A 24,057-nucleotide genomic window follows, 5' to 3' on the forward strand; every position below is an offset into this window, starting at 1 on the left:
TTGATGAGGAACTTTAAGAGGCGATGGGGAAGGTGCGATGTGGCAAAGACTATCGTTGCGTGCCCGCATCAATCTGCTGCTGGCGCTGGTGCTGGCGCTCGGGCTTGCCGCCAATGTGGTGCGTCTCGTGCTCGAGGCCGGCCCCCGCGTGCAGGCCGAAGATCAAAGCGTGACGCGGCTCGCGCGCGAGTTTGTCGAGACCATGATCGCCGGCCTCAACGAGGCGTCCGATCCCGATGCTCGGCTCGACCAGATCGTTCGCGATCTCAACCGTTTGCGTCACGTCAGCATCACGCGGCAGGGTCAGGGGAATGCCGCATCCGCGCACGCCGGAATCGATGAGATGCAAGCGGCGGCGCCGGCATGGTTCGTGGGCCTCGTGCATCCCGAGAAGACCACGGTCCGCGTTCCATTTTCGCTGCGCGGCAAGCCGGAGGCGCTTATCATCACCTCCATTCCCAAGGACGAGATCGCCGAGATCTGGGATGGGATCATGACCCAGCTCGAGGTCGGCTCGGCGGTAGCGATCGCCCTCTTTCTGATCACGATGATGGTCATCGGCCGCGCGTTGTCGCCGTTGGAGGCGCTCTCGCAGGCGATGGGCCGTATCGAGGCCGGCTTCTACGACGCGCGCGTCGAGCCGGGAGGAGCGCCGGAGCTCGCTGCGATCTGCACCAGGCTGAACAGTCTTGCGGCGACGCTCGGCGAGGCGGTGGAGGACAAGCGCAGGCTTGCCGAGCGCGCGGTGTCGCTGCAGGACCTGGAGCGCAAGGAGATCGCGCGCGAGCTGCATGACGAATTCGGGCCGTACCTGTTTGCCTTGCGTGCGCATGCCGGCGCGCTGACGCGGCTGGCGGAGGCGTCGGAATCAGGAGGCGATGCGTTGCGCAGGCACGGCAGTGCCATTCTGGAGCAGGTCAACGCGCTGCAGCAGTTCACCCGCAGGATCCTGGAGAAGCTCAGACCCGTCGGTCTCGCCGAGCTCGGGCTTCGCGAGGCGCTCGGCGCCTTGCTGCGCCTGTGGAACGAGTCCCATCCGGATGTGAGCATCGAGACGGAGATATCGCATGCGCTCGGTGAAACCGGAGAGACCGCGGATGTGACGATCTACCGCATCGTGCAGGAGGCGCTCACCAACGTGTTCCGCCACGCCGACGCCACCGCGATTAATGTCAGCATCGAGCCGGCGGAACGGCCCGCAGGATCGCACGGCAATCGCGCTTACACCCTGGTGCGCGTTCGCGACAACGGGCACGGCCTGCCGCTCGATCACAAGTTCGGCCTCGGCCTGACCGGGATGCGGGAGCGGCTGCTGGCGTTGGGCGGCACGCTTACGGTCGCTTCGGGCGAGGGCGGCGTGACCATCGAGGCGATGGTTCCGACGGGTGCGCGGTAGTTACGGCTGCTCTCCATCCGATGAGCGCAACGCCGCGCAGGGTGCGTCCTCAAGCAGCGGGTCGAGTATCCGTTGTCTGGCGAAGAGCGCCGCATTTCTGGGAAATGCCGGATCGAGGGTGAGCTGCAGGCGAGATGACACCTGATGTCAGAACGTAGCCTTTATCCCGGCATAGGCAGCAAGCGGCATCCCGGGCAGGAATGTGCGCGGGTCGTTGAATGTCAACAGGTTGGGGCCGCCGAGGGTGGAGTTGTTGAAGCCGGACGTGCTGAAGAACGTTCCCGCGGAATAGTAGTGCTGGTTGAACAGGTTTTGCACCAGCCCGAACACCTGCACGTTCTTCGTGATCTGGTAGGACGTGTGCATGTTGACGAGCCAATAGGCCGGCACCTTGGGATTGAGGTTGGAGTCGTCGTGGATCAGATATTGGCTGCCGATAAAGTTGACGTCGGCGCCAAGCTTCCAGGCATCGGTGATCGCGTACTCGCCGCCGATCTTGAGGCGATGCGCCGGAATCCCTGGAATATGATCACCTGGCACGACGTTGATGACGCGACCGAGCACGGGGTCGACGGTCGCCATCGGGTTGTTCGGAGAAGAGAGCGTCAGGAAACTCCGATAGGTCGCGTCGACGAACGTGTAGTTGGCGTAGGCGGTCCAGCGATTCCAGGTGAGATCGACCTTCGCCTCGACGCCCTGCCGAAGCGTGGTGCCGGCGTTCTGGAAGAAGCCGAAATTCGGCACTACTGAGCTTGCGATGCTGATGATGTCGTCAGTGTTCTCGGTGCGGAACAGGCTGAGACCCCACCGCATGCGCCAACCGTTCTCGACGACATTGGCGGGCGCCTTGGCCGGAATGGGTTCGGCAGCCGCCGCACCACCCGAGAACTCGCCGCGAAGCCCGCCTTCGATGGTGTGTGAAACCACCTGTTTCAGCGGAGGATCGGAGATCAGGAAGTTGTCGATCTGACAAGGATTGGCGGGATCGGAGCAGCCGAGCTCCAGGGGCGTGGGCGCGCGATTGGCTTCCGAGTAGCCGGCGTAAGCCGTGAGGTTGGGAATAATCCGGTAGGTCAGGCCGACGACAGGATTGAAACGCTGAAAATTGTTGCTGCTGGTGAGCCGGGCATTGGTGCCGGTCAAGTCCCCCAGATTGATCTGGGCATAGTTGAAGCGCCCGCCGCCGGTCAGGGAGAGTTGAGAGGTGATGTCGAAGGTGTTCGTCGCGTATACGCCAACGTAGGTGTTGTTGGCTGCGAGATTGACCGGGGATACGTCCGCGGCGGGTTGATCGAGGAACACGCCGGTGCCGGTCACGAAGAAATTCTGGTCGACCGTGCCTAGCTCGGACGAGGTCCGGAAATTCGTATCTCCGTGATCGATGCTGGTGCCCACGACAAAATGATTGTCATGTCCGAACAATTGCCCCGTGCTCGTCGCCTGCAGCGAGCCGCCAAAGCTGTTCGAGTGCGTCTGGTTGCGATCGATCTCGCCGATCGCGGAATTGGGAGGCAGGAAGTTCGGAGTGGGACCATTGACATTGAGCGGCGTGAGACCATCGCCGATGCAAAGATTGATGCCGTCGTCGCAGGGCTGCGCGTTGGATCCGTTGGCATCGAAATGGGACGCCCGGTAGGCGCGGAAATAGGTGTTGGCCTGGACGGAGAATGTGTCCGTAGGCGTCCACTTCGCGTTCGCCTGCAGGAAGGCAAGCTGCAGATGCGTGTTCTGCGGCCAGGTGTAAACGCTGGACCAGCGCTGGTTCAGCAATTCCACCGGTGTGGCGACCACGGCGCCAAGCTTGTTGTCGGCGCCCGTGAACGAGATGTGGAATTCAGTGTCGTCGCCGCGCGCGCCCAAATCGGCGTACATCCGACGGACCTGAGAGGACGATGAGGCGTCGCGCCAGCCCCTGTCGTAGGTCGTGTCGGCCGCGACGTAGGCTGACCAGGTGTCGTTCTGGTATCCGGACTGCGCACCTGCCGATGCCCGACCGTAGGAGCCGCCGCTCACTTGCGCCTCGGTTCCATGATAGTTGAAGCCGTTCTTCATCTCGATCGACAAGGCGCCGCCGGTGGCATTGAGTCCGAACAGCGGGTTGTTCGGCATCATGGTCATGCGCGCAATCGCCATCTCGGGGATCAGGTCCCAGTTGACGACATCGCCGAACGCTTCGTTGATGCGGGTCCCATTCTGATAGACGGCGATCCCCTGCGGGGTGCCCGGCACCGGCGAGGCCGTAAAGCCGCGATAGTCGAGATTGCGCTGGAACTGGTTGCCGGACTGATCACTCAAGGAGACGCCCGGCATATACTGCACCATACCATCCAGCAGCGTCGGCGACTTGGTGTAATCAAGATCGGACGCATCGATCGTCTGAACGTTGGACGGCACTTTCTGGACATCAATTTCGCCGCCAGGCACCGGCGAAACACCAACGACTTCGATGGTCGGCAAGGCCTCTTGCGCCAACGCGACGCCAGGGAATATGGCGCAGCTCAACAGAAGCGCACTCTTCAGTGCCTTGCGTTTGGTCAAGACGTTTCCCCAAATTACTCTTCGACCGCGCTATCCTTGGCTTGCCTTCGTCCCCGAAGCCTTGAACAACGAACATCGATCGAATTGGCACCATCTAACATTAACAATGCTATTGGCTTGTTCTGATCGCCGCAACATGGATTACTCCCAGCGCAGTCGGGAGATTTTCCCGATGCGAAAAGCCGTCCGGCTTGGGTAATCCAAGTCGCTTCCCGACGTAGTATCGGCGTCGATGATCCAGGCCGCGCCGCTCTCACTGCGGTCTCAGATGCAGCGGAATGGTTAGCGCGATCTGTGCCTGGGTCATGCCGGGTGGGAACCGCGGAAAAGGTTGCGCGCGCTGGATCACGGCCATCGCCGCATTATCCAGCATCGCCGAGCCAGAGCTGCCGGCGAGATGCCGCGACAGAAGCCGCCCGTTGCGATCGATGGTAACGCCCACGCGCACAGTGCCGCTCTCCCTGTTGCCATTGGCTGGGTAGGTAGCAAAGCGGCGAATGTGCGCTGCCAGTTCACTCTCCCAGGATGCGCGCCCCGCTCGCGCTCCTTCGTTGTCTGCGCCGGGATTGGGGGCCAGGGCGACGCGCGTGGGCTTGCTTCCCGGGGCAGCCGCGGGTTTCGGCGGTGCCGTCTTGTGCTTCTCTCTCTCGGCCTTTTCTCTCTCGGTCTTTTCATCGGCCGGCTTGTGCACAGACCGCTCGGGGACCTTCGCGGGCTTTGCTTGAGGCGCCGGCTCTACGGGCTTGGCCGGAGGAGGCATGACTGTGACTTGATCGGGATGCGCGAGCTCTACGGCGGGCTCGGGCACTTGCAACGCCACGGGCGGCGGAGCAGGTTGAGGCTGCGGCGCAGGCTCCGTCTTCAATGGAGGCGGCTCAGGCGCGGTAACAGCCTCCTGCGTCTCGACAGGCTTGGGCGGCGCGAGGTCGGATTGCTCGACCAGCGGCGTTGGTTCGGCCGGCGGAGCGTCGGGTGCAGCCTTGGCGGGCGCGCTTGCCGCCGGCATGAAAGCAACGTCGATCACCGGCGTCTCGGCCTGTCCCTCCGGCGCCGGCTTGAAAAGCAGATAGGCCACGGCCAAGCCGACATGGAGCGCGGCAACCACAAGTGCAGCGACGGTCCACAGCGCCGCGTCCTTGCCCGGATCCCGTTCGAACGGATCGACCGTTATCACGCTCACGGGCCGCTCCGCATTTCCAGCGCAACCAGCGCCACTTTCTCATAACCCGCGTTCCGCAGCAGGTTCATCAGTTCCATGACCTCGCCATAGGACAAGGCTTGATCGGCGCGCAGCAGCACTCGCTGGGTGCGATCGGCTCCGGTTAAGGCATCAAGCGCCGCGGCAAGATCGGCCCGCGTGACCGTTTCATCGCCGACCGCGAGCGAATGGTCCGCCTTGAAGGTGACGAAGATCGGCTTGTCCGGACGGGGTGGCGGTTGGGCGGAGGCCGACGGCAGATTGACGGGGACATCGACTGTCGCAAGGGGAGCCGCGACCATGAAGATGATGAGGAGAACCAGCATGACGTCGATGAATGGCGTCACATTGATCTCATGGGCCTCCGCATAGTCTTCGTCGCGCTTGGCGAGACGGATCGCCATGGCTTACTCCGCCGAATCTGCGATGGACAACACTGTGCGGTCCGCCGTCCGCGGGCCGCGTCTGACATCGGTTGGCAAAGCGCTGCGGTCGAGATCGCGGCTTAGCAGGCGCAAAATCGCGGCTGATGAATCAGCAAGCACTGAACGATAGGTGCCGGTGGAGCGCGCGAACGCGTTGTAGATCACCACAGCAGGGATCGCAGCGGCGAGACCGAAGGCCGTCGCTAACAGCGCCTCCGCGATGCCCGGAGCGACGACTGCGAGGTTGGTGGTGTGGGCGCGCGAAATGCCGATGAAGCTGTTCATGATGCCCCACACCGTCCCGAAAAGACCGACGAACGGCGCGACGGCCCCGACGGTGGCCAGGATACCAATGCCGCGCCCAATGCGTTGCGCGGCTGAAGCCTCGATCCGCTCGAGTTGCCAGGCGATACGCTCCTTGGTGCCTTCTGCAGGAAGCCCCCGTGACTTCTCCACCTCATCTTCGGCTGCGGCAAGTAGTCGGGCCACCGTGTTTCTCTGGTCTGCGATCTGCCGGATCGCATCCAAAAGCGAACGAGAGGAGAGAACAGCCGCCAGCGCGCGACGCGCTTGACGTCTTGCCGCTCGCAGCTGGATGGTCTTGACGAGAAGCACGGTCCAGGTCGCAACCGAGGCCAGTGCCAGACCGATCATGACGGCCTTCACGACGACGTCCGCCTGGACGAACATCCCCCAAGGCGACAGCGCGTCAGGCAACGGGCCGACGGTGCTTGTCACAATCGAAGCGGATTGAGTTTGTGTCGATGCGGGTGGAGACGACGACGGTGGTGCCGATTGCGCCTCGGGATGCGGCGGGTTTCCTGCGGCCTCCGAAGGAAGAACGCTCTGGCCAGCATCGCTCGCGGGGGCCGGGCTCACGGGTGCCGCGACCGCTGCCGCGGGTTGTCGCGACGCTCCCTCTGCACCGACAGAAGGTTGTTCGGCAAGAGCGCTGAAAGATATCAGCGACACCGCGATGACGAGCAGCAATTTCAAACGCGACGCCAAAAGTCCTCGGCTAAGCTGTCTTCGGTCTCGCACTTGGGGTCGGGCCTTGTCCATGTTCTTATACTCCTCACGCGCGAAAACAGAGTGCTTGTTGTATCCCGCCTCAAGATGATCAATTCATCTGGAAAAGGTCCCGACAAAACCGGGAAAATATCCCGGTTTTGTGAGCAGGTGCACCACGGGGAGATGCCTTGTTAGCCAGGCGCCGGACAGTGCAGCTCTGCAATGTATTGCATGGACGGAAGGGCGGCAGAAGGCAGCGGGTCACTGGCGCAGCGCCAGCGCGCTGTCTCCGCGGGGCTGACGGCGACGTTCTAGCGCGCGCATCGTCGACGCCGGTCTGCACGACCACCGTGTCGGCAAGGTCTCCTGTAAGCTCCATATCCCATGCCCGCTTGAGTGGCGTATCATCTGCCGATTCGTGCGAGACATCTGGTGGGCTGATGAGCGGGCTCGAGCAACGATCGAGCGATGGCGAACGCACGGCGGAGGCAGACGGATCGGCGCCGTCTACGCCGCAGGCGCTTTGCGCGGAAGGCTTTCGCCTGAGAAGCGCAGGGCGGTCTCTCGATGCCGTTCACTATTGCCGGAAGGCGCTTTCGATCGATCCGAACCGCGCCGACGCGTTGCATCTGATGGGACTGCTTTCGTTCGACGAGGGCGAGTGCGACCTTGCGCTTGCGTGGATGGCACGCGCGATCCGGCAAGACCCGAAAGCCGAGTACCTGAAGCATCTCGGCGGCGTGCTGCAGCACGTCAAGCGCTACGAGGAAGCGCTGAAAGCCTTCGACAAGGCGATTGCCTTTCAGCCGGACAGCGCCGAGCTGTGGCGCAGTCTTGGCGAAGTGCTTCTCAAGCTCGATCGCGAGGATGAAGCGCTGTTGAGCTACCAGCGCGCTCTTCAGCTGGCGCCAGGCGACTTCGATGCCGCCTTGAAGAGCGGCGTGCTGTTGCATCGGCAAGGCCGCTGGGGGGAAGCACTGGCCCACTTCAACATGTGCGAGGCGCTCCGGCCGAACCACGCACCGGTCTTGAATCTGCGCGCCATCGCGCATCGCGGCGTCGGGGATCATCAGGGTTATCTCTCCGATAGCCTCCGCGCGCATGCGCTCGATCCGGCGGACGCGGAGAGCTGCAACAATGCCGGCGACGCTCTGCTGTCGCTCGGGAGAGAGGAGGAAGCGATCGCGTGGTTCGACAAGGCGCTTCTTTTGTTACCGGACAACCCGACTATCCTCACCAACAAGGCCCAGGCGATCAGCCAGTGTCGCTGTCTCGACGAAGCCATGGCGATCTATTCCCACGTCCGGAGCGTCGCACCCGGCCACGCGATGGCAGAGTGGAATCTGGCGCTGCTCAGGCTCTTGGCCGGCGACTTTGCCGCGGGTTGGGCCGGCCGCGAGGCGCGCTGGAAAATCCCGTCGCTGTCGGCAGGCTATCCGAAATTCCGTCAGCCGATGTGGCGCGGAGAGCCCGTCGCCGGCAAGACCATGCTGATTCACGCCGATGAGGGGCTCGGCGATACGATCCAGTTCGCGCGCTACGCGCCGATGCTAGGCGCGCGAGGAGCGCGCGTCATTCTGGTCGTGGCGGACGCGCTGCAGCCGCTGCTCTCTGAACTCCCAGGCGTAGTCCAATGCCTCAAGCTATCCGAGGGTCGACTGCCGGACTTCGACATGCACTGTCCGTTTTCGTCCCTGCCGCCGAATTTTGCTACCACCCTCGATACGATTCCAGCCGCGACATCCTATCTGCAGCAACCAGCGCCGGAACGCATCAAAGCCTGGGAAGAGCGGCTAGGTCCGCGCAAGCGGCTGCGGGTCGGCCTCGTCTGGTCGGGAAGCCTCGCGCACCGGAACGACCAGAACCGCTCGATTCCGCTGAACATGCTCGCGCGCATTCTCGACACGGATGCGACCTTCGTCAGCCTGCAAAAGGACCCGCGTCCCGCCGACACGAGCGTGCTTGCCGAGCGGAACGAGATCATCGACCTGACCGCGCAGCTCACTGATTTCGCCGTAACCGCGGCTCTGGTGTCATGCCTCGATCTCGTCGTCACCGTCGATACCAGCGTCGCTCATCTTGCCGGCGCGCTGGGGCGCCCGACCTGGATCATGCTGCCCTACATGCCGGACTATCGCTGGCTGCTCGATCGCGGCGACAGCCCGTGGTATCCGACCGTCCGCCTGTTCCGCCAGGACGCCGCGCGCGACTATGCGCCGGTCGTGGATCGCATCCGCGCCGCGCTCGCGGCGTTCGAGCCGCGCGATCCGCGGTAATGATAAGTCTGCGGATCTGATCGCGGAGGAACCCTTCGGCGTTCCATCGAAAGATGCGCTCGCTGCGAACCGATGCGCTGTTCCCCGATTATCCCGTGATACGCGACGTGAGCAAGCCAGGTTCATCTGGGTGGTGCAATCGAAAACGGAGCTTCGGCGTGTGCCAGCTCTGTCGTTCCGTAAAAAGTTTGTGCGTCGCAAAGTCACCACGTTCGGAAGACAACGATTGCATCTGTGAGGACGGAGCCAACACAAGTCTCCGTCATCACCAAGAAACGCGACGGAGGAAAACCAATGCACCTCAGGGAGAGAAGTCTGCTCGGGATTCCGAGGACACAGGTCGCCGCTTCTGCACTGTCTTAGCCGGACTTTGTGTTCGCAGAGAAAAAGCAGCCGAGTGATCGGCCGCTCAACCCTGTTGGAGCCCGTTCTCGCATGCCCCTCATTCTGTTTCGATGCCCGGTCAAGGCGCTGAAGGTTCAATGGGTGGATTGTGAAGGCCAGCGGCAGGACGACGGAGCCACTCTGTACAAGGTGATCGTTTGCCCGGCGTGTGCCCGCCTGCACTTCGTGAACCAATCCACCGGCGAACTGCTCGAAGAGAGCTAGCCGCTTGGCGCCACACGCGTTGTCGCAAGCACCGGGAGCGGAGGCTCGCTGGAGGAAGTTATGTGCGCGTGCTTTGCGCCGCGCTAGCATGAGCGCGCTGACCTTAGTGAAGTCATCACCATCGTCGGGTCGAATATGCGACGCGTCTTCCGAAACGCACTGTCTGTTGCGATGCGGTATGTGAGGGCGTCGATGGTAATCCATCGTCGCACGCGCAACTTGCGCGCCATCCGAACCTGACTCGCAAGCTGTCCATCAAAGGCCTAGCCCGCAGCGCCGAATTCGGTCATTGTTCTGTCGCATTCCCGCGGGTCCGGGAATGCCCGCACAACTCGACAAGCAGCAAGACAATACGGGGAAACGTCATCGAACAATAAACGAGGGAGGCACCACCATGACTGCAACGACAATCGCCCTTGATCCAATATCGGAGGTCGAGCATCAGTCGGCCCTGCGCCGCGCCGTAGTCGCGAGCACCGTGGGGACCACGATCGAATGGTACGACTTCCTCATCTACAGCACGGTGACGGGGCTGGTCTTCAACAAGATCTATTTCCCGGGCTCCGACCCTTGGATCGGCACGCTGCAGGCGTTCGGCGTGTACTTCATCGGCTTCGTCGCGAGGCCGATCGGAGCCGTCATCTTCGGCCACTACGGCGACCGCGTCGGCCGCAAGGCGACCCTCATCATTACCTTGCTGATGACCGGGATTTCGACCGCTGCGGTCGGGCTGGTGCCGGGCTACGCCTCGATCGGCATCTGGGGTGCGGTCATCCTCACGGTGCTGCGCCTGATCCAGGGCATCGGCGTCGGCGGCGAATGGGGCGGCTCGGTGCTGCTGGCGATGGAGTGGGCCAAGACCAACAAGAACCGTGGTTTCCTCACCTCATGGCCGCAATTCGGCGCGCCGGCTGGACTATTCCTCGCCAACCTCGCGGTGCTGTTCTTCAGCTGGTACTCGGGCGATCAGTTCCTGACCTGGGGCTGGCGCATCCCGTTTCTCATGAGCATCGTCATGGTGGCCGTCGGGCTATGGATCCGCCTCGGCATCCTCGAGACGCCGGTGTTCCAGCGCCTCATCGCCGAGAACAAGATCGAGCGCGCTCCCGTGATCGAAGTGCTCAAGCGTCAGCCGCGCGAGGTCATCCTCACCGCGACGGTGCGGATGGCCGAGCAGGCGCCCGGATACATTTTCAACGCCTTCGTGCTCACCTACGGCACGCTGGTGGTGGGAGCCTCCCGCAATCTGCTGCTCACCGGACTGGTCGCCATGACCGGGCTCGGCTTCATCACGGCCCCGATTGCCGGCGCATTGTCGGATCGCGTCGGCCGCAGGAATGTCTTCATGGCCGGCTGCGTATTCGTCGCCGCGTTCACGTTCGTCTACTTTGCGATGCTGGACACCAAGGAGCCGGTGCTCATATTCGTCGCCATCGCGCTCTCGTTCATTCCGGTGATGACAATGTACGGCCCGGAAGCCGCGCTGATCGCCGAGGCGTTCACGCCACGGCTGCGCTATAGCGGCGCCTCGATCGGCTATCAGCTCGCCTCGATCATTGCGGGCGGACCGGCGCCGTTCATCTCGACCTGGCTGTTCTCGACGTACAAATCCGCGTTCCCGATCGGCCTCTACGTCTGCGTCTGCGCGGCGATCAGCATCTGCTCGGCCCTGCTGCTCCCCGACCAGACCAACAAGGAGATTGCGCACGAGGTGAACTACGGCAACGCCTGAGTGCCTTCGGGCGCTCGGCTCAGGCTGAGCCGGGCGCCATGCAGCGCCTTTCAACACGATGACGATTCACCTCATCGCGCTTGGATCACGCGCTACCTTTTATCGGCATGCTCCGTTGCGGGCGCTGGGGATAATGAGAAAAGTGATGGTCGCCGGTGCGACGTTGAGCGCGCCGGCAGCCGTGTTGACGCCGGAGAGGTGCGGGATTTCGCCTGCCCCATCGAGTACCAGCGTTACGCCGTTCAGGCGAACTGCCGCGTCTTGCAACGATGCCGCGTCCAGCGTGTAGCGCTCCGAAGGCTCGGGCAGGACCAGTGTGCGCGCGGCGGTGCGGTCGTTGTTGATCACAAGCAAGGTCACGCCGCCCGAAACCTGCCGCTCGCAATGCGCATAAACGTGAAGGCCCGGCTGGATCGGCACATCGGAATCCAGCACGGTTCTGCCCATGAGTTGCCGCCACAGCAGTGCGGCCCAATAGTTCGGCCGCGGCATGGACGTCGCTTCGTCGAGCAGGCCGTAGTCGGAGCCGGCGAGCGTGTTGTGCATCACGATCTGGACGCCGGCCCTGGCCAATCGCCCGAGCTGATCGAGATAGCGGAACGTATCGAGGAACGTGGCGCTCCAGGAATCGCCGCCGCAGGCGGCTTCCGCCGTCTCTGTGAGCCAGATCGGCTTTCCTGGTGCAAGACGGTCGCGAAGCCTGCGATAGACAGCAAACGTCCGATCGGTTCGCGACAGCCACGCTTCCGACAGCGCCGCCTCAGGCGTCTGCTTCCCGCCGCAGCGCTTCGATAGCGCGCCGTAGAAGTGATAGGAGACGGCGTCGACACCGCGCGCCGCGGCGGCGAAGTGGCTGGCTGCGGTCGATGGACCGCTGACCGTGCCGGGGCCGAGCAGCTTTACGCCGGACGCTTCGCGGTTCATGAAAGCGCGAAGGGCCGCAAAGTCTCGTCCGAACGCGGCGGCATCGTAATGATCGGGTGCGCCGCCGATGGTGGGAAGGTCCGGCTCATTCATGAGCTCAGCTGCCGCGATGCGGCCGCCCATTGAATTTGTCGCGGCGAGCAGGCGTCTCGCCTGGTCCGCCTTCCAGACGCCGTGCGTGGCGCGCGCACCAGTAGAAATCGCAAATGACGTCACGATCGGCGCACCGACCGCGCGTGAAAAGTCGACGACGCCCTGCCATTGACGGCGCGTCAGCACGCTCTTGAAACCGGGCGGCGGCGCCGACGGTGCGTCGTCGGAGTCCGCAAAGTACGTCGTGTTCGCGCTGGTTCCGCTGATGCGGACAAAGGCGGGCGCCAGCGCCGCCGCCAATTTTCGCAACCGCGCATTGCCGAGATCTTTCGGCTTCCGCTCCGAAACAAGCCCGACAGGCGCGGGGTCTGCTGGCGCGGCATAGGGCTTCCAGAATGGGCCGCCCGTCACCTCCACCATCTCGATGTTGTAGGACTGGAAGCGCTCGTCGACGATGCCGATGCGGGGCATGTTCGCCGGTGCGAGCGATATGTCGGCGCCGATGGCGCGGGTGGTTGCAAGCGCAAACAGCAAGATGAAGGCGGTGCAGCCGCGCTTCAACGGGATGATCCAGCGCAACTCGTGCATGCGCCGCTCCTGTGCCGGGGCTCGAGGCACGTCGTCTCGCTTGTGTGCAGCGATGTTCCCCGCGAGGGCAAAAACCGATCACGCCGTCATTCCGGGGCAGCCCGCAAGGGCTGAGCCCGGAATCCATACCCCCGGCAACTTATGGTTCGAAACGATCGTCGACCGAGGTGCGTATCACGACGGCCTGTGATTAGTGATTTCGGGTCCGCATGTCGCTTGCGCTCATGCGGGCTACATGGCTAACGGCCTAATTGCCCGCGAAGGTCGGTTGGCGTTTCTCCACGAACGCCCGCACAGCTTCTTTGTGATCGCTGGTGCGCGCGGCCAGCACCATGTTTTCCGCTTCCTGGTCCATCGAAGCGAGCAGGTCCGACATCAGCGCATGATCGAGATTGTCCTTGATCCGGCTGAAGGCTGAGGTCGGCCCCTGCGCCAATTGCCGGGCCAGCGCGGACGCGGTGGCGCGCAGCTCGGAATCCGGCACGACCCGATTGACGAGACCGAGAGCCTCGCAGCGGCGCGCATCGAGCCGTTCGGAGAAGAACATCAGCTCGCGTGCCCGCGAAGGGCCGGCGAGCCGCGTCAGCAGCCAGGCGATGCCGTAATCGCCGGAGAGGCCAATGCGGGCATAGCCTGTCGACATGAAGGCTGACTCGGCAGCGATCCTGATGTCGCAGGCGAGCGCGATCGCCATGCCGGCGCCGGCCGTCGGGCCGGGAAGCGCGGCAATCGTCGGCTTCCGGACCGCGACTAGCGAGCCTGTCAATGTCCGCTGCTTGACTCGCAAGTTTGCGACTCGGTCCTCGAACGAGATCTCCGTCTTTGGCGCGGCATCACCCATGCCCTTGACGTCGCCGCCGGCGCAGAACGCGGCGCCCGCGCCGGTGATCAGGATGGCCCCAACGCTCGCATCGTCGCCGCATTGCGTGATCATGCGCCGCAGCGCCGGCGTCAGCCGGTCCGAGAGCGCGTTGCGTGCGTTGGGGCGGTTCAACGTGATGGTCGCAACCCGCTCCTCGATCTCGCAGAGCAGTTCGTCAGTGCCGGTGTCGACCGATCGTGTTGTCATGGCGTCAACCTCGTAGTGGTCGCGGATACTAAAATAGAACTTAATGTATGACAAGAGAAATAGAGCTTATTGCTTGACAAGTTCAAAAATAGAACTGTAGGATCGCCGCCGCATCGGGAAGCAGACAGCACCTCAAGGCAGCGGGCCCCGATCGCCATAGCGGAGGAGGAAGGCCCAAATGTTCAGAGCATTCGCGACCGGCTGCGCGTTGATCTTCGCGCTGGCGACGTCGGCCATCGCCGGCGATGCGCCCGGCGTGACCGCGACCGAGGTCAAGATCGGCGGGATCTTTCCCTTCAGCGGGCCGGCGTCATCGATCGGCCTGGTCGGCCGGGCCATCCTGGCCTATGTGCGATCCATCAACGACCGCGGCGGCATCAATGGACGCAAGATCAACTATATCGCCTATGACGATGCCTATAGTCCGCCGAAGTCGGTCGAGCAGGCCCGCAAGCTTGTCGAAAGCGACGAGGTGGCGTTCATGTTCAGCCAGCTCGGCACGCCCGGCAATGCGGCGACGGCAAAGTACCTGAAGGCGAGGGGCGTACCGACGATTGCCATCGTTTCCGGATCGAGCAAGTTCACCGATGTTGCGAACTTCCCGCTCACGACCACGAGCCTCGTGAGCTACGACACCGAAGGAAAGATTTACGCCAAGTTTCTGACCAGGACGCTGCCGGATGCGAAATACGCGATCCTTTATCAGAACGACGATCTCGGGAAGGACTACGTCAACGCGTTCAAGGAGGTGTTGAAGAGCGATTTCGACAAGAAGGTTGCGACCGCATCCTACGAGGTGACCGAGCCGACGGTTGAGTCGGAAGTGGTCAACCTGAAGGCTACCGGCGCCGCCGCGCTACTTCTGGCCGGCACGCCGAAATTCGCCGCACAGGCGATCCGCAAGGCGCATGAACTGAAGTGGAATGCGCAGATCATCCTGAACTATCCATCGAGCTCGGTCGGCGCGACACTGAAGCCTGCTGGCCTCGACGTTTCAACCGGCGTTGTCGTCGGCACGATCACCAAGGACGCGACCGATCCGCAATGGCAGCAGGATGAGGGCATGGGGAGCTTCAAAGCCTTCGTTGACAAATACATGCCCGGCATCGACATCGCCGACAACAATTACCTGTATGGCTATACGCAGGGGATGCTGCTCGAGCAGCTCATCAGGCAATGTGGCGACGACCTGTCGCGCGAGAACGTCGTCAGGCAGGCCAGGAATTTCCACGACGTCGTGCTGCCGACGGTGCAGCCTGGGATCAGGATCAACACATCGGCCAAGGTGAACACCAACTACACCCAGATGCGGCTGCAGCGCTGGACCGGCACGCATTGGGAGCTGTTCGGTGAGGTGCTCGATGCGGCATCCGAATGATCAGCGCCGGTCGATGACGCGCTGCATTAACTCCGTTGCCGGCGCGGTGACCTCAGGCTGCTCCGGTGCGCGAGGCGGCCTTGGCGTTGCGCTCGGTCGTACGCTTGGCAACGGACGGGCGCGCGCCGGGGCCGGGGTGGGTTACGACTTCCTTGGCCATCAACGGTTCGCCGCATTCGGAGCAGACCATCACAGGATCGAACAGCTTGCCGCACTTCTTGTGCTCATGCAGCAGCGGCCGCCCACGCTCGTCGACCATATGCGTGTCGCCCCAATGCACGATCGCCATCATGATCGGATAGAGATCGAGCCCCTTCTGGGTGAGGATGTATTCATGGCGCTTCGGCGACTCCTGATAGGGGACGCGGCGCAGGATGCCGGTTCGGACCAGCTTTTTCAGCCGTTCGGCGAGCAAATGGCGGGTGATGCCGAGCGCCGATTGGAAGCCCTCAAAGCGCCGCGTGCGCAAGAAACACTCGCGCAGGATCAGAAGCGTCCAGCGGTCGCCGATCACGCCGATCGTCCGCGCCACCGAGCACGGCTCTTCTTCCAGGGCATCCCACTTCATTCCGCTCTCCAGTTGCCGCTCATCATCCGGGCGCGCGACAGCATTCTAAATAGGTACTCATGATGAAACAACCACTTGTCGCGGAATTTACCGCTGCCCTAATCGCCCGATCGCGCCAATGGGAATTGACAGTTCATTTTTAGAACTATAGAAGCGATAAGCGGGTGAGGCCTGCGGCTGTCACCCGCTCAGGACGCGACCCACGCTCGCCAGGAGAGGCCGGTGGCAAATCCCCCAAAAGTGGAATTTCTGTTCGATTTCGGCAGTCCCAACGCCTATCTGGCCGAATGCGTGATCCCGTCAATCGAGCGGCGAACCGGCGTGCAGTTCGACTATGTGCCGGTGCTGCTCGGCGGTATCTTCAAGGCGACCGGCAACGCCTCGCCGGCCGAATCGCTGCGCGGCATCAAGAACAAGCCGGAGTATCAGGCGCTCGAGACGCAGCGCTTCATCCGCCGCCACGCCATCACGAGGTTCCGCCAGAATCCTTTCTTTCCTGTCAACACCTTGATGCTGATGCGCGGCGCGGTCGCGGCCCAGTTCGAAGGGTTGTTCGAGCCCTATTTCCGCGCCGCCTACCACCACATGTGGGAGGAGCCGAAGAAGATGGATGATGTCGAAATCTTCAAAGCGGCCTTCAAATCCTCCGGAATCGATATCGAGCGCCTGATCGCGCGGGCGCAGCAGGACGACGTCAAGAAACGCCTGATCGAGCTCACCAACGATGCCGTGGCGCGCGGCGCCTTCGGGTCGCCGACCTTTTTTGTCGGCAACGAGATGTTCTTCGGCAAGGACCAGCTCCGCGACGTCGAGGAAGAAATTTCGGCGCAGCAAGGGCGGTTGGCACGAGCCGGGTGAGACGACAACCTCGGCGGTCAGCACAAGGAAAATAGGGAGAGCGTTATGCCCGGTCCACTCCATGGTGTCCGCGTGCTCGATCTGACCGGCGTCGTGTCCGGTCCGTTCGCGACCATGTTCCTGGCTGATCAGGGCGCCGATGTGCTCAAGATCGAGCCGATCTCGGGCGATATCACCCGGCGCAGCCGGGCATCGATCGACAAGAAGGGCGAGTTCTCGGCGCTGTTCATCTCCTCCAACCGCGGCAAACGATCGCTCGCCATCGATATCAAAAGCGACGCCGGGCGCGAGGTGCTGGCGAAGCTGGTCGCGAAGGCGGACGTGCTGGTGCAGAATTTCCGTCCCGGCACGATGGAGCGGCTCGGCCTCGGCGTCGCGGAACTGCGCCGGCGCCATCCGCGGCTGATCTATGTCTCGATCTCCGGCGTCGGCGACACCGGCCCCTACGTCAAGAAGCGGGTCTACGATCCGATCATCCAGGGCCTGTCGGGCTTTGCCGACATTCAATCGCAACCGGTGACCAACCGGCCGCAGATGATCCGCACCATCGTCTGCGACAAGACCACCGCGGTCATGACCGCACAGGCGGTGGCGGCCGCGCTCTATGCCCGAGAGAAGACCGGGCAGGGCGATCACATCCAGGTCGCGATGCTGGATACGATGATCTCCTATCTCTGGCCCGAAGGCATGATGCAGTACACGGTGGTCGGTTCCGAGGCCAACGCGGCTGATCCCAATGATCGGCCCGATCTCGTGTTCAAGACAAGTGACGGCTATCTCACCTGCGGCACGATCTCGGATTCGGAGTGGCAGGGATTTTGCCGCGCCACGGGCGATGGCGATCTCGCCAAGGATGAGCGTTTCGCTACACCGGGCGCGCGAAGCGTCAATGCCACCGCGCGCATCAACAAGATGCAAGAGTATATCGCCCAGCATACCACAGCCGAATGGCTGGAGCGGCTCGATGCTGCAGACGTGCCCTGTGCGCCGATCCTGCGCCGCTCGGAGATCATTCATAACGAGCAGGTGGTGGCGCGCGGCCTGATCGCGGAGATCGATCAGCCCACCGTTGGCAAGGTGCGGCAGCCGAAGCCAGCGGCGCGCTTTGCGCTGAATGAAGCTGTTATCGCAGGCCCGGCTCCGCGGATCGGCGAGCATTCCCGCGACGTGCTCGTCGAGCTCGGTTATGACGAGAATGCGATCAACAAGATGGTCGAGGACAAGGCGGTGCGGCTGGCGAGCTAGAGCGAGCGATGGCGCCACAATCAGATCCGTCATTTCGAGGAGCGACAGCGACGAAGCAATCCAGACCGAGTCGTGGAAGGAGATGGATTGCTTCGGGGAGCTTGTCATCGGGCCGCGCTTCGCGCGGACCCGTTGGCTCGCAATGACGTTGTGGGGTCACGTCTTGGATGGCGTCGGTGTGATCGGCGCCAGAGGCCGGTTGGCTTCGACGGCGAGCTTAAAGGCAGGCCGATCGTGAATGCGCTCGCGATAGGGATGCGCGTTGTCGCAGACGCCGACACCGTAGGCTATCGCCCAGTCGAGGCAGGTCGTGAGCAGGATGTCCGCGCTGGTGAACTGGTCGCCCATCAGATAGGTACGGCCATTGCGCAGGGCGTGCTCCACATGCCGGAGCTGCTCGCGGAAATATTCGCCGGCCTTGGCGACGACGTCGGGGGCGATGCCGTAGATCGGACCGAGCGCATCGGCGCTATGCCGGCGCATCACGTAAAGGCTGGTCGAGTCCAGTTCTGTCACGATGAAGAAGCACCATTCGAGCCAGGCGGCGTAGTCGCGCTGCGTTTCCGGGATCAATGTGCGTCCCGGACTCGCATAGGTCCGCGACAGATAGGCGACGATCGCGGCACTCTCGCCGATGCAGAAGTCGCCGTCTTGCAGCAGCGGCACTTTCTGGCGGGGATTGAGCCTGGTGTATTCCGGCGTCTTGGTCTCGCCGGTTCGAGGACCAATCGGCTTGGTTGTGTAGGGCAGGTTCAATTCATGCATGGCCCAATGGGCGCGGATGGTGCGACTGGTGCCCACGCCCCACAACGTCAGGTCGGGAGCCCCGGCCATGTCACCACTTCTCCACGGCGGGCCGAAGATCGAGCTCGTGAGTCCAGCCATCCTTCGATTGCTGGTGCGCGAACCAGTAGGCTTCCGCGATGGAGGCCGTCCTGGTCAGTGTATTCGGCGCAATGTCCTTGGCCTCGATGCCGCTCGCTGCCTTCAGCCGCGCGCGAATGGCGTCGCTATCGACGGCGGCATCGATGATCAGATGCACGACGTGAATGTTCTTCGGCCCGAGCTCGCGCGCCATGGCCTGGGCCACCGCCCGCAGGCCGAATTTTGCCGCCGCGAAAGCGGCAAAGCCCTTGCCGCCGCGGAGGCTTGCGGTGGCGCCGGTGAAGAGAATCGTGCCGTGGCCGCGCGGAACCATCATGCGTGCGGCTTCGCGGCCGACCAGGAAGCCGGCGTAGCAGGCGAGCTCCCATGCCTTGAAGAACAGCTTTTCGGTGGTCTCGATCAGCGGCTTGTTGACGTTGGACCCCGCGTTGAACAAGCAGACCTCGATCGGCCCGATCTCCTTCTCGACGCGGGTGAAGAGGTCCTGGACCTCTTTCTCCTGCCGAGCGTCGACGCTGATGGCGTGGATCTCGTGGCCCTCGGCTCTCAGCTCATCAACCAGGGTTTGCGACTTGGCCGCGTCGCGGCGGCAGATGCAGACGGCATAGCCGCCTTTCGCGAAGCGCCGCGCTACCGCGGCCCCGATCGCGTCGCCCGCCCCGACAAGGATCGCCACGCCACGGTTGCCGGACATCGCCACTCCCATAAGTTCTAATTTGATACCTTATTGATAGAGCGACGACCGATACTTGTAAACAGGAATTTCCTTCCCTCGTACTCGCGTTATCCAGCAGCGTCATCACCTTTTGCTGACCTCCGGGCGGCGGCGCCCGAATCGCGCTTGACAAGTTCTAAAATAGAACTTTTGATGCGGACCGATGAGCCGGCGCTGCGGCCGGGATGTTTTTCGTGGAGGTCAGCCGTGACGGACGTCTCGCAAATGATCGACATCGATGAGCTCGCTGCTTCCCTGCCGCGCCGTCTGCACGCGGTGATCGACCGCTTCGTTGCCGAGACCCCCGATCATGCCGCCGTCGCCGAGGACGGTGTCGCGTGGAGCTACCGCGACCTCGATCATCGCGTTCGCGAGGTCGCGCGCCAGCTTTCCGCGCTTGGCATCAGGGCGGGCGATCGCATGATGATCGTCAGCGAGAACTGCATTGCGTTGGCGGCCTTGCTACTCGCAGCAAGCCGGCTTGATGCCTGGGCGATCGTGGCCAACCCGCGCCTGTCCCCCCGCGAGATCGACCAAATCCGCGATCACAGCGGGGCGCGGCGGACGTTCTTCACCGCGGCGGTCTCCAAAGAAGCCGCCGCGCATGCTGCGCGCCTCGGTGCGGCGACGCAGCCGATCGGCCCCCTGAAGAAAATCGGCGTGAGCGCGTTGAACGAAGCAACCGCCCCCGAGCCTGTCGACGACAATCCCGCAAAGCAGATCGCCGTCCTGATCTATACCTCAGGCACCACCGGCACGCCGAAGGGCGTGATGCTGTCACACGAAAACCTCCTAATCAGCGCCGCGACGACGGCGCATTTCCGCGAGCTCGATGCGCGCGACAAGGTCTACGTCGTGCTGCCGATCTCGCACATCGTCGGCATCTCGCTCCTTGCCATGACCCTGATGGTCGGAGGCACGGTGCGCCTCGTCAGCAAATATGATCCGGCGGCACTCGCCATGGCGATTGCGAAAGAGGGCGTCACGGTCCTCAACGGCGTGCCCGCGACCTACCAGCGCCTCCTGGAATACAAGGCGCTGTCGGGTCTGAAGCAGCTCGATCGCGGTTCGCTGCGGCTGATCGCCGTCGCCGGCGCGCCGCTGGATCTCGCGTTGAAGTCCAGGGTTGAAACCGAATTCGGGCTGCCGCTTTCCAACGGCTACGGCATCACCGAATGCTCGCCGGGAATTTCCGGCGTTCGGTTCGATGCGCCGCGGTCCGACGATGCGGTCGGTACCGTGCTGCCCGGCGTCGAAGCGCGCGTCAGGACGCTCGACGGCCTGCCGCTCGGCCATGGCGAGGTTGGAGAGCTTCATGTGCGCGGGCGCAATGTCATGCGCGGCTACTATCGCGCGCCGGAGCTGACGGCCAAGGTGATCGACAGCGAGGGCTGGTTCAACACCGGCGATCTCGCGCGCTTTGACGGCGATTGCCTCTACATCGTCGGGCGTACCAAGGAGATGATCATCCGCTCCGGCTTCAATGTGTACCCGGCAGAGATCGAAGCGGTGCTGAGCTCGCACAAGGACGTCGTGCAGTCGGCGGTGGTCGGCCGTCCGGTCGAGGGCAACGAGGAAGTCGTGGCGTTCGTCCAGTTGATCAAGGGATCGAACACCACGCCGGAGGATCTCGCCGACTTCCTCAGGCTCGAACTCGCCGCCTACAAGCGGCCGTCGGAAATTATCCTGCTCGCCGCCTTGCCGGCGTCATCAACCGGCAAGATCTTGAAGCATCAGCTTGCTCAATCACTGAAACAGCCCGAGAAAATGACTGCGCTCACCTAGGCGCGGTTCCAACGACGGAGACAGACTTGTCCAGGAGAAATGCAACCGCTGCCGTGATCGGCGCGGGTGACTTTATCGGGAGCGAGATCGCCAAGAAGTTCGCTGCCGAGGGCTTTACGGTGTTCGCCGGCCGGCGCAACGGCGCCAAGCTCGAGCCGCTGGTGAAGGCGATCGAGGGAGCGGGCGGCGAAATCCACGCGCGTTCGCTCGATGCGCGGAAGGAGGAGGAGGTTATCTCCTTCCTGGGCGATGCCGACAAGCATGCCCCGCTCGAAGTCTGCATCTTCAACATCGGCGCCAACGTCAATTTTCCGATCCTGGACACGACCGAGCGTGTGTTTCGCAAGGTCTGGGAAATGGCCTGCTATTCCGGCTTCCTCGCCGGGCGCGAAGCGGCCAGGCTGATGCTGCCGCGCGGCAAGGGCAACATCTTCTTCACCGGCGCAACCGCGTCGTTGCGCGGCGGCATCGGTTACGCGGCCTTTGCCAGCGCCAAATTCGGCCTGCGCGCCGTGGCGCAGGCGACCGCGCGCGAGCTCGGGCCGAAGAATATCCATGTCGCCCACCTCATCATTGATTCCGGCGTCGACACCGAATGGGTGCGTCAGCGGCGGCTGGAGGCGCTCGGGTCGAACGCGCTGGACAACCCCGACCTTCTGATGCCGCCCGCCTCGGTCGCGGAAGCCTACTGGCAGCTCTATCAGCAGCCGAAGAGCGCCTGGACGTTCGAGCTCGAAATCCGCCCCTTTGGCGAGAAGTGGTAATGAGAGACAGCGCGAAATCATCCATGGTCTCACGCGCAACAGGGCACAGGAGTCTTTCGTGAAGACAGCGATCACCGAACTGTTCGGCATCGAGCACCCGATCATCCAGGGCGGCATGCACTATGTCGGATTTGCGGAGCTGGCCGCGGCCGTGTCGAATGCCGGCGGGCTCGGCATCATCACGGGGCTCACGCAAAAGACGCCGGAGCTGTTGGCAAAAGAGATCGCGCGCTGCCGCGACATGACGGACAAGCCGTTCGGCGTCAATCTCACCTTCCTGCCGACGCTGAGCTCGCCGCCCTACCCTGAGTATATCGCCGCGATCCGCGAAGGCGGCGTCAAGATCGTCGAGACCGCAGGGCGCAGCCCCGAGCAGTATATGCCGGCGCTGAAGGCGGCGGGCATCAAGGTGATCCACAAATGCACCTCGGTGCGGCATTCGCTCAAGGCCGAGCGGATCGGCTGCGACGCCGTGAGCGTCGATGGCTTCGAATGCGGCGGTCATCCCGGCGAGGATGACATGCCGAACATGATCCTGCTGCCGCGCGCGGCAGAGGAGCTGAGCATTCCGTTCGTCGCCTCGGGCGGCATGGCCGATGCGCGGAGCCTCGTTGCCGCGCTCACGCTCGGCGCTGATGGCATCAACATGGGTACGCGCTTTATCGCAACGAAGGAAGCGCCCGTAAATGAAAACGTCAAGCAGGCGATCGTCGCGGCGACCGAGCTTGACACGCGGCTCGTGATGCGCGCCCTGCGCAACACCGAGCGCGTGCTCACCAACAAGGCCGTCGAGCGCCTGATCGAGATCGAGCGCGAGAAGGGCAGGGCGCTGAAGATCGAGGACATCCTCGAGCAGGTGGCCGGCGTCTATCCCAAGGTGATGATCGACGGCGACATGGACGCGGGCGCCTGGAGCTGTGGCATGGTGGTCGGCCTGATCCACGATGTTCCGACGGTAAAGGAGCTGATCGATCGCATCATGCTTGAGGCCGAAGCGATCATCCGGCAGCGGCTGGTCGGCTTCCTTGATGGCATCCCGGAGAAGAAGCGGGCGCGTGAAGTGGCGTGACGCCGGCGGCTGCACCGCCGGCTCCGAACGCGCAAGTCGAGGTCGTCGTTCAGCCCCTGCCTCTCCGAAGCCTCTTCCGCTTGGTCGTGACCGGCATTTCCGCACCGCCATAGAGGACATAGCGGCACATCTCGCGATAACGCGTGGCGAGCTCACGCGACGGCACTGCTGGAAGCCGCTGATTGACGCCGCGGGCGCCGTCGGCAAGCGCCCGCGCCAATCGTCCGGCTTTCACGCCCGGGCGAAGCTTCACCACGCCGCCGCCTTGCAGCTCGACAATAAACTTCGCGAGCTCAGCCTCGAAATAGAGCGCGACATCCCTGACAATATCGATGCACCGCGTGAACGCTTCGGCGTTCAGTTCGACGACATGAGGCGAGGCGTTGGCGACGCGGCATATGTCGCCATAGCGAATGTCGATGATCGCGGCCAGAATATCGAGCGCGTCGCGGCCCCTTGACCAGTGTTTGCGTCCGGCCTCAAAGCCCGTGGTCAGCGCAAGCTCGTTACGAAAGCGGATTGCCGCCCGAAAGGCATCCGACTTGCTACGGAAGTAGAAGTAGAGCGCCCGTCGCGAGAAACTGCAGGCCCCGGCCAGCATTTCCATGGTCAGGCGGCTGTAGCCATGGGCGAGAAATGCACTCTCGACCTTGAGCATCAAAGCAGGCGAGGGTTGAAGGTGCTTATTGGCCATTCTCTACATGTTTGCCCCGCTTGAGGCGGAGGGCGTAAACCGGGGGTGACGCAATCGCGAGCGCTGAAAGTTGCAATGGTCAGGGATAATCGGACGGAATCGACCGGACCAATCTACTATGGGATGGCGACTGCAATTCTGCAACCCGCGCGGGTATCCCCTGCAATTTCCACCGGTAGCCCGATAATCGTGCGGCGGCGACCGCGTTCGAAGCGGCCTCCACGGAATCGCGCGCCT

At 63.2% G+C, this 24,057-nt stretch carries 20 protein-coding genes; 10 read left to right on the plus strand and 10 right to left on the minus strand.

The genetic code is table 11. The features are described 5' to 3' along the window. Positions 1-37: 37 nt before the first annotated feature. Entirely contained in the window at positions 38-1,396 is a 1,359-nt protein-coding gene (locus VKR55_RS21685; protein ID WP_324406504.1) for a histidine kinase, read from the plus strand. A gap of 147 nt (positions 1,397-1,543) precedes the next feature. On the opposite strand, the gene VKR55_RS21690 is transcribed toward VKR55_RS21685, so the two are convergent. The 4 genes from VKR55_RS21690 to exbB form a co-directional block, all read right to left on the minus strand. Continuing rightward, positions 1,544-3,934 (minus strand): TonB-dependent receptor, encoded by a 2,391-nt coding sequence (locus VKR55_RS21690; RefSeq protein ID WP_324406506.1) that lies wholly within the window; start codon positions 3,932-3,934, stop codon positions 1,544-1,546. A gap of 253 nt (positions 3,935-4,187) precedes the next feature. Beyond that, on the minus strand, positions 4,188-5,114 hold the full coding sequence (locus VKR55_RS21695; protein ID WP_324406508.1) for an energy transducer TonB family protein: 927 nt from the start codon (positions 5,112-5,114) through the stop codon (positions 4,188-4,190). Next, positions 5,111-5,536, minus strand: a complete 426-nt coding sequence (gene exbD / locus VKR55_RS21700) for a TonB system transport protein ExbD (RefSeq protein WP_324406509.1) — start codon at positions 5,534-5,536, stop codon at positions 5,111-5,113. The genes VKR55_RS21695 and exbD overlap by 4 nt, the downstream gene beginning before the upstream one ends. Before the next feature lie 3 nt (positions 5,537-5,539). Next, positions 5,540-6,553 carry a tonB-system energizer ExbB gene (exbB, locus tag VKR55_RS21705; RefSeq protein ID WP_324406510.1) on the minus strand — a complete coding sequence of 338 codons (1,014 nt, stop codon included), beginning with the start codon at positions 6,551-6,553 and terminating at the stop codon, positions 5,540-5,542. Between the two features lie 455 nt (positions 6,554-7,008). Here exbB and VKR55_RS21710 point away from each other — a divergent pair, with 455 nt between their 5' ends. The 3 genes from VKR55_RS21710 to VKR55_RS21720 all read left to right on the plus strand — a co-directional run bounded on the left by VKR55_RS21710 (position 7,009) and on the right by VKR55_RS21720 (position 11,185). Next, complete coding sequence (locus VKR55_RS21710) at positions 7,009-8,844, plus strand: tetratricopeptide repeat protein (protein WP_324406511.1); 1,836 nt, start codon at positions 7,009-7,011, stop codon at positions 8,842-8,844. 435 nt (positions 8,845-9,279) lie between these two features. Continuing rightward, complete coding sequence (locus VKR55_RS21715; RefSeq protein WP_324406513.1) at positions 9,280-9,453, plus strand: hypothetical protein; 174 nt, start codon at positions 9,280-9,282, stop codon at positions 9,451-9,453. 394 nt (positions 9,454-9,847) lie between these two features. After that, a complete protein-coding gene (locus VKR55_RS21720) occupies positions 9,848-11,185 on the plus strand; it encodes an MFS transporter (RefSeq protein ID WP_324406514.1) in 1,338 nt (445 codons plus the stop codon). Between the two features lie 99 nt (positions 11,186-11,284). Here VKR55_RS21720 and VKR55_RS21725 read toward each other — a convergent pair whose 3' ends face one another. Beyond that, on the minus strand, positions 11,285-12,790 hold the full coding sequence (locus VKR55_RS21725) for a glycosyl hydrolase family 79 N-terminal domain-containing protein (protein WP_324406515.1): 1,506 nt from the start codon (positions 12,788-12,790) through the stop codon (positions 11,285-11,287). A 247-nt stretch (positions 12,791-13,037) separates the two neighbouring features. Beyond that, the gene (locus tag VKR55_RS21730) at positions 13,038-13,859 is read right to left on the minus strand and encodes an enoyl-CoA hydratase (protein ID WP_324406516.1); all 822 of its coding nucleotides are present in this window, start codon (positions 13,857-13,859) and stop codon (positions 13,038-13,040) included. 178 nt (positions 13,860-14,037) lie between these two features. On the opposite strand from VKR55_RS21730, the gene VKR55_RS21735 reads away from it, so the two are divergent. Continuing rightward, the gene (locus VKR55_RS21735) at positions 14,038-15,237 is read left to right on the plus strand and encodes an ABC transporter substrate-binding protein (protein WP_324406517.1); all 1,200 of its coding nucleotides are present in this window, start codon (positions 14,038-14,040) and stop codon (positions 15,235-15,237) included. 52 nt (positions 15,238-15,289) lie between these two features. On the opposite strand, the gene VKR55_RS21740 is transcribed toward VKR55_RS21735, so the two are convergent. Beyond that, positions 15,290-15,805 (minus strand): winged helix-turn-helix transcriptional regulator, encoded by a 516-nt coding sequence (locus tag VKR55_RS21740; protein WP_324406518.1) that lies wholly within the window; start codon positions 15,803-15,805, stop codon positions 15,290-15,292. A 222-nt stretch (positions 15,806-16,027) separates the two neighbouring features. On the opposite strand from VKR55_RS21740, the gene VKR55_RS21745 reads away from it, so the two are divergent. Then, positions 16,028-16,663: a 2-hydroxychromene-2-carboxylate isomerase gene (locus VKR55_RS21745; protein ID WP_324406520.1), complete on the plus strand. Its 636-nt coding sequence runs from the start codon at positions 16,028-16,030 to the stop codon at positions 16,661-16,663. Between the two features lie 45 nt (positions 16,664-16,708). After that, positions 16,709-17,908 (plus strand): CaiB/BaiF CoA transferase family protein, encoded by a 1,200-nt coding sequence (locus VKR55_RS21750; RefSeq protein WP_324406521.1) that lies wholly within the window; start codon positions 16,709-16,711, stop codon positions 17,906-17,908. Between the two features lie 156 nt (positions 17,909-18,064). Here VKR55_RS21750 and VKR55_RS21755 read toward each other — a convergent pair whose 3' ends face one another. Together VKR55_RS21755 and VKR55_RS21760 are read right to left on the minus strand one after the other, a co-directional pair. Beyond that, the gene (locus tag VKR55_RS21755) at positions 18,065-18,742 is read right to left on the minus strand and encodes a glutathione S-transferase family protein (protein ID WP_324406523.1); all 678 of its coding nucleotides are present in this window, start codon (positions 18,740-18,742) and stop codon (positions 18,065-18,067) included. 1 nt (position 18,743) lies between these two features. Then, a complete protein-coding gene (locus VKR55_RS21760; RefSeq protein ID WP_324406525.1) occupies positions 18,744-19,487 on the minus strand; it encodes an SDR family NAD(P)-dependent oxidoreductase in 744 nt (247 codons plus the stop codon). Positions 19,488-19,715: 228 nt separating this feature from the next. Here VKR55_RS21760 and VKR55_RS21765 point away from each other — a divergent pair, with 228 nt between their 5' ends. Genes VKR55_RS21765 through VKR55_RS21775 form a run of 3 tightly spaced genes read left to right on the plus strand, consistent with a single transcriptional unit; the run spans position 19,716 to position 23,126 of the window. Continuing rightward, positions 19,716-21,293, plus strand: coding sequence for a class I adenylate-forming enzyme family protein (locus VKR55_RS21765; RefSeq protein ID WP_324406527.1), 1,578 nt, complete (start codon positions 19,716-19,718; stop codon positions 21,291-21,293). 26 nt (positions 21,294-21,319) lie between these two features. Beyond that, positions 21,320-22,057 (plus strand): SDR family oxidoreductase, encoded by a 738-nt coding sequence (locus VKR55_RS21770; RefSeq protein WP_324406528.1) that lies wholly within the window; start codon positions 21,320-21,322, stop codon positions 22,055-22,057. A gap of 58 nt (positions 22,058-22,115) precedes the next feature. Then, on the plus strand, positions 22,116-23,126 hold the full coding sequence (locus VKR55_RS21775; protein ID WP_324406529.1) for an NAD(P)H-dependent flavin oxidoreductase: 1,011 nt from the start codon (positions 22,116-22,118) through the stop codon (positions 23,124-23,126). A 49-nt stretch (positions 23,127-23,175) separates the two neighbouring features. Here the strand turns inward: VKR55_RS21775 and VKR55_RS21780 are convergent, their stop codons facing one another. Beyond that, entirely contained in the window at positions 23,176-23,820 is a 645-nt protein-coding gene (locus tag VKR55_RS21780; protein ID WP_324406530.1) for a TetR/AcrR family transcriptional regulator, read from the minus strand. Between the last annotated feature and the right edge of the window lie 237 nt (positions 23,821-24,057).

Origin of the sequence: Bradyrhizobium sp. (genome assembly GCF_035309285.1) — a bacterium.
GTDB lineage: Bacteria > Pseudomonadota > Alphaproteobacteria > Rhizobiales > Xanthobacteraceae > Bradyrhizobium.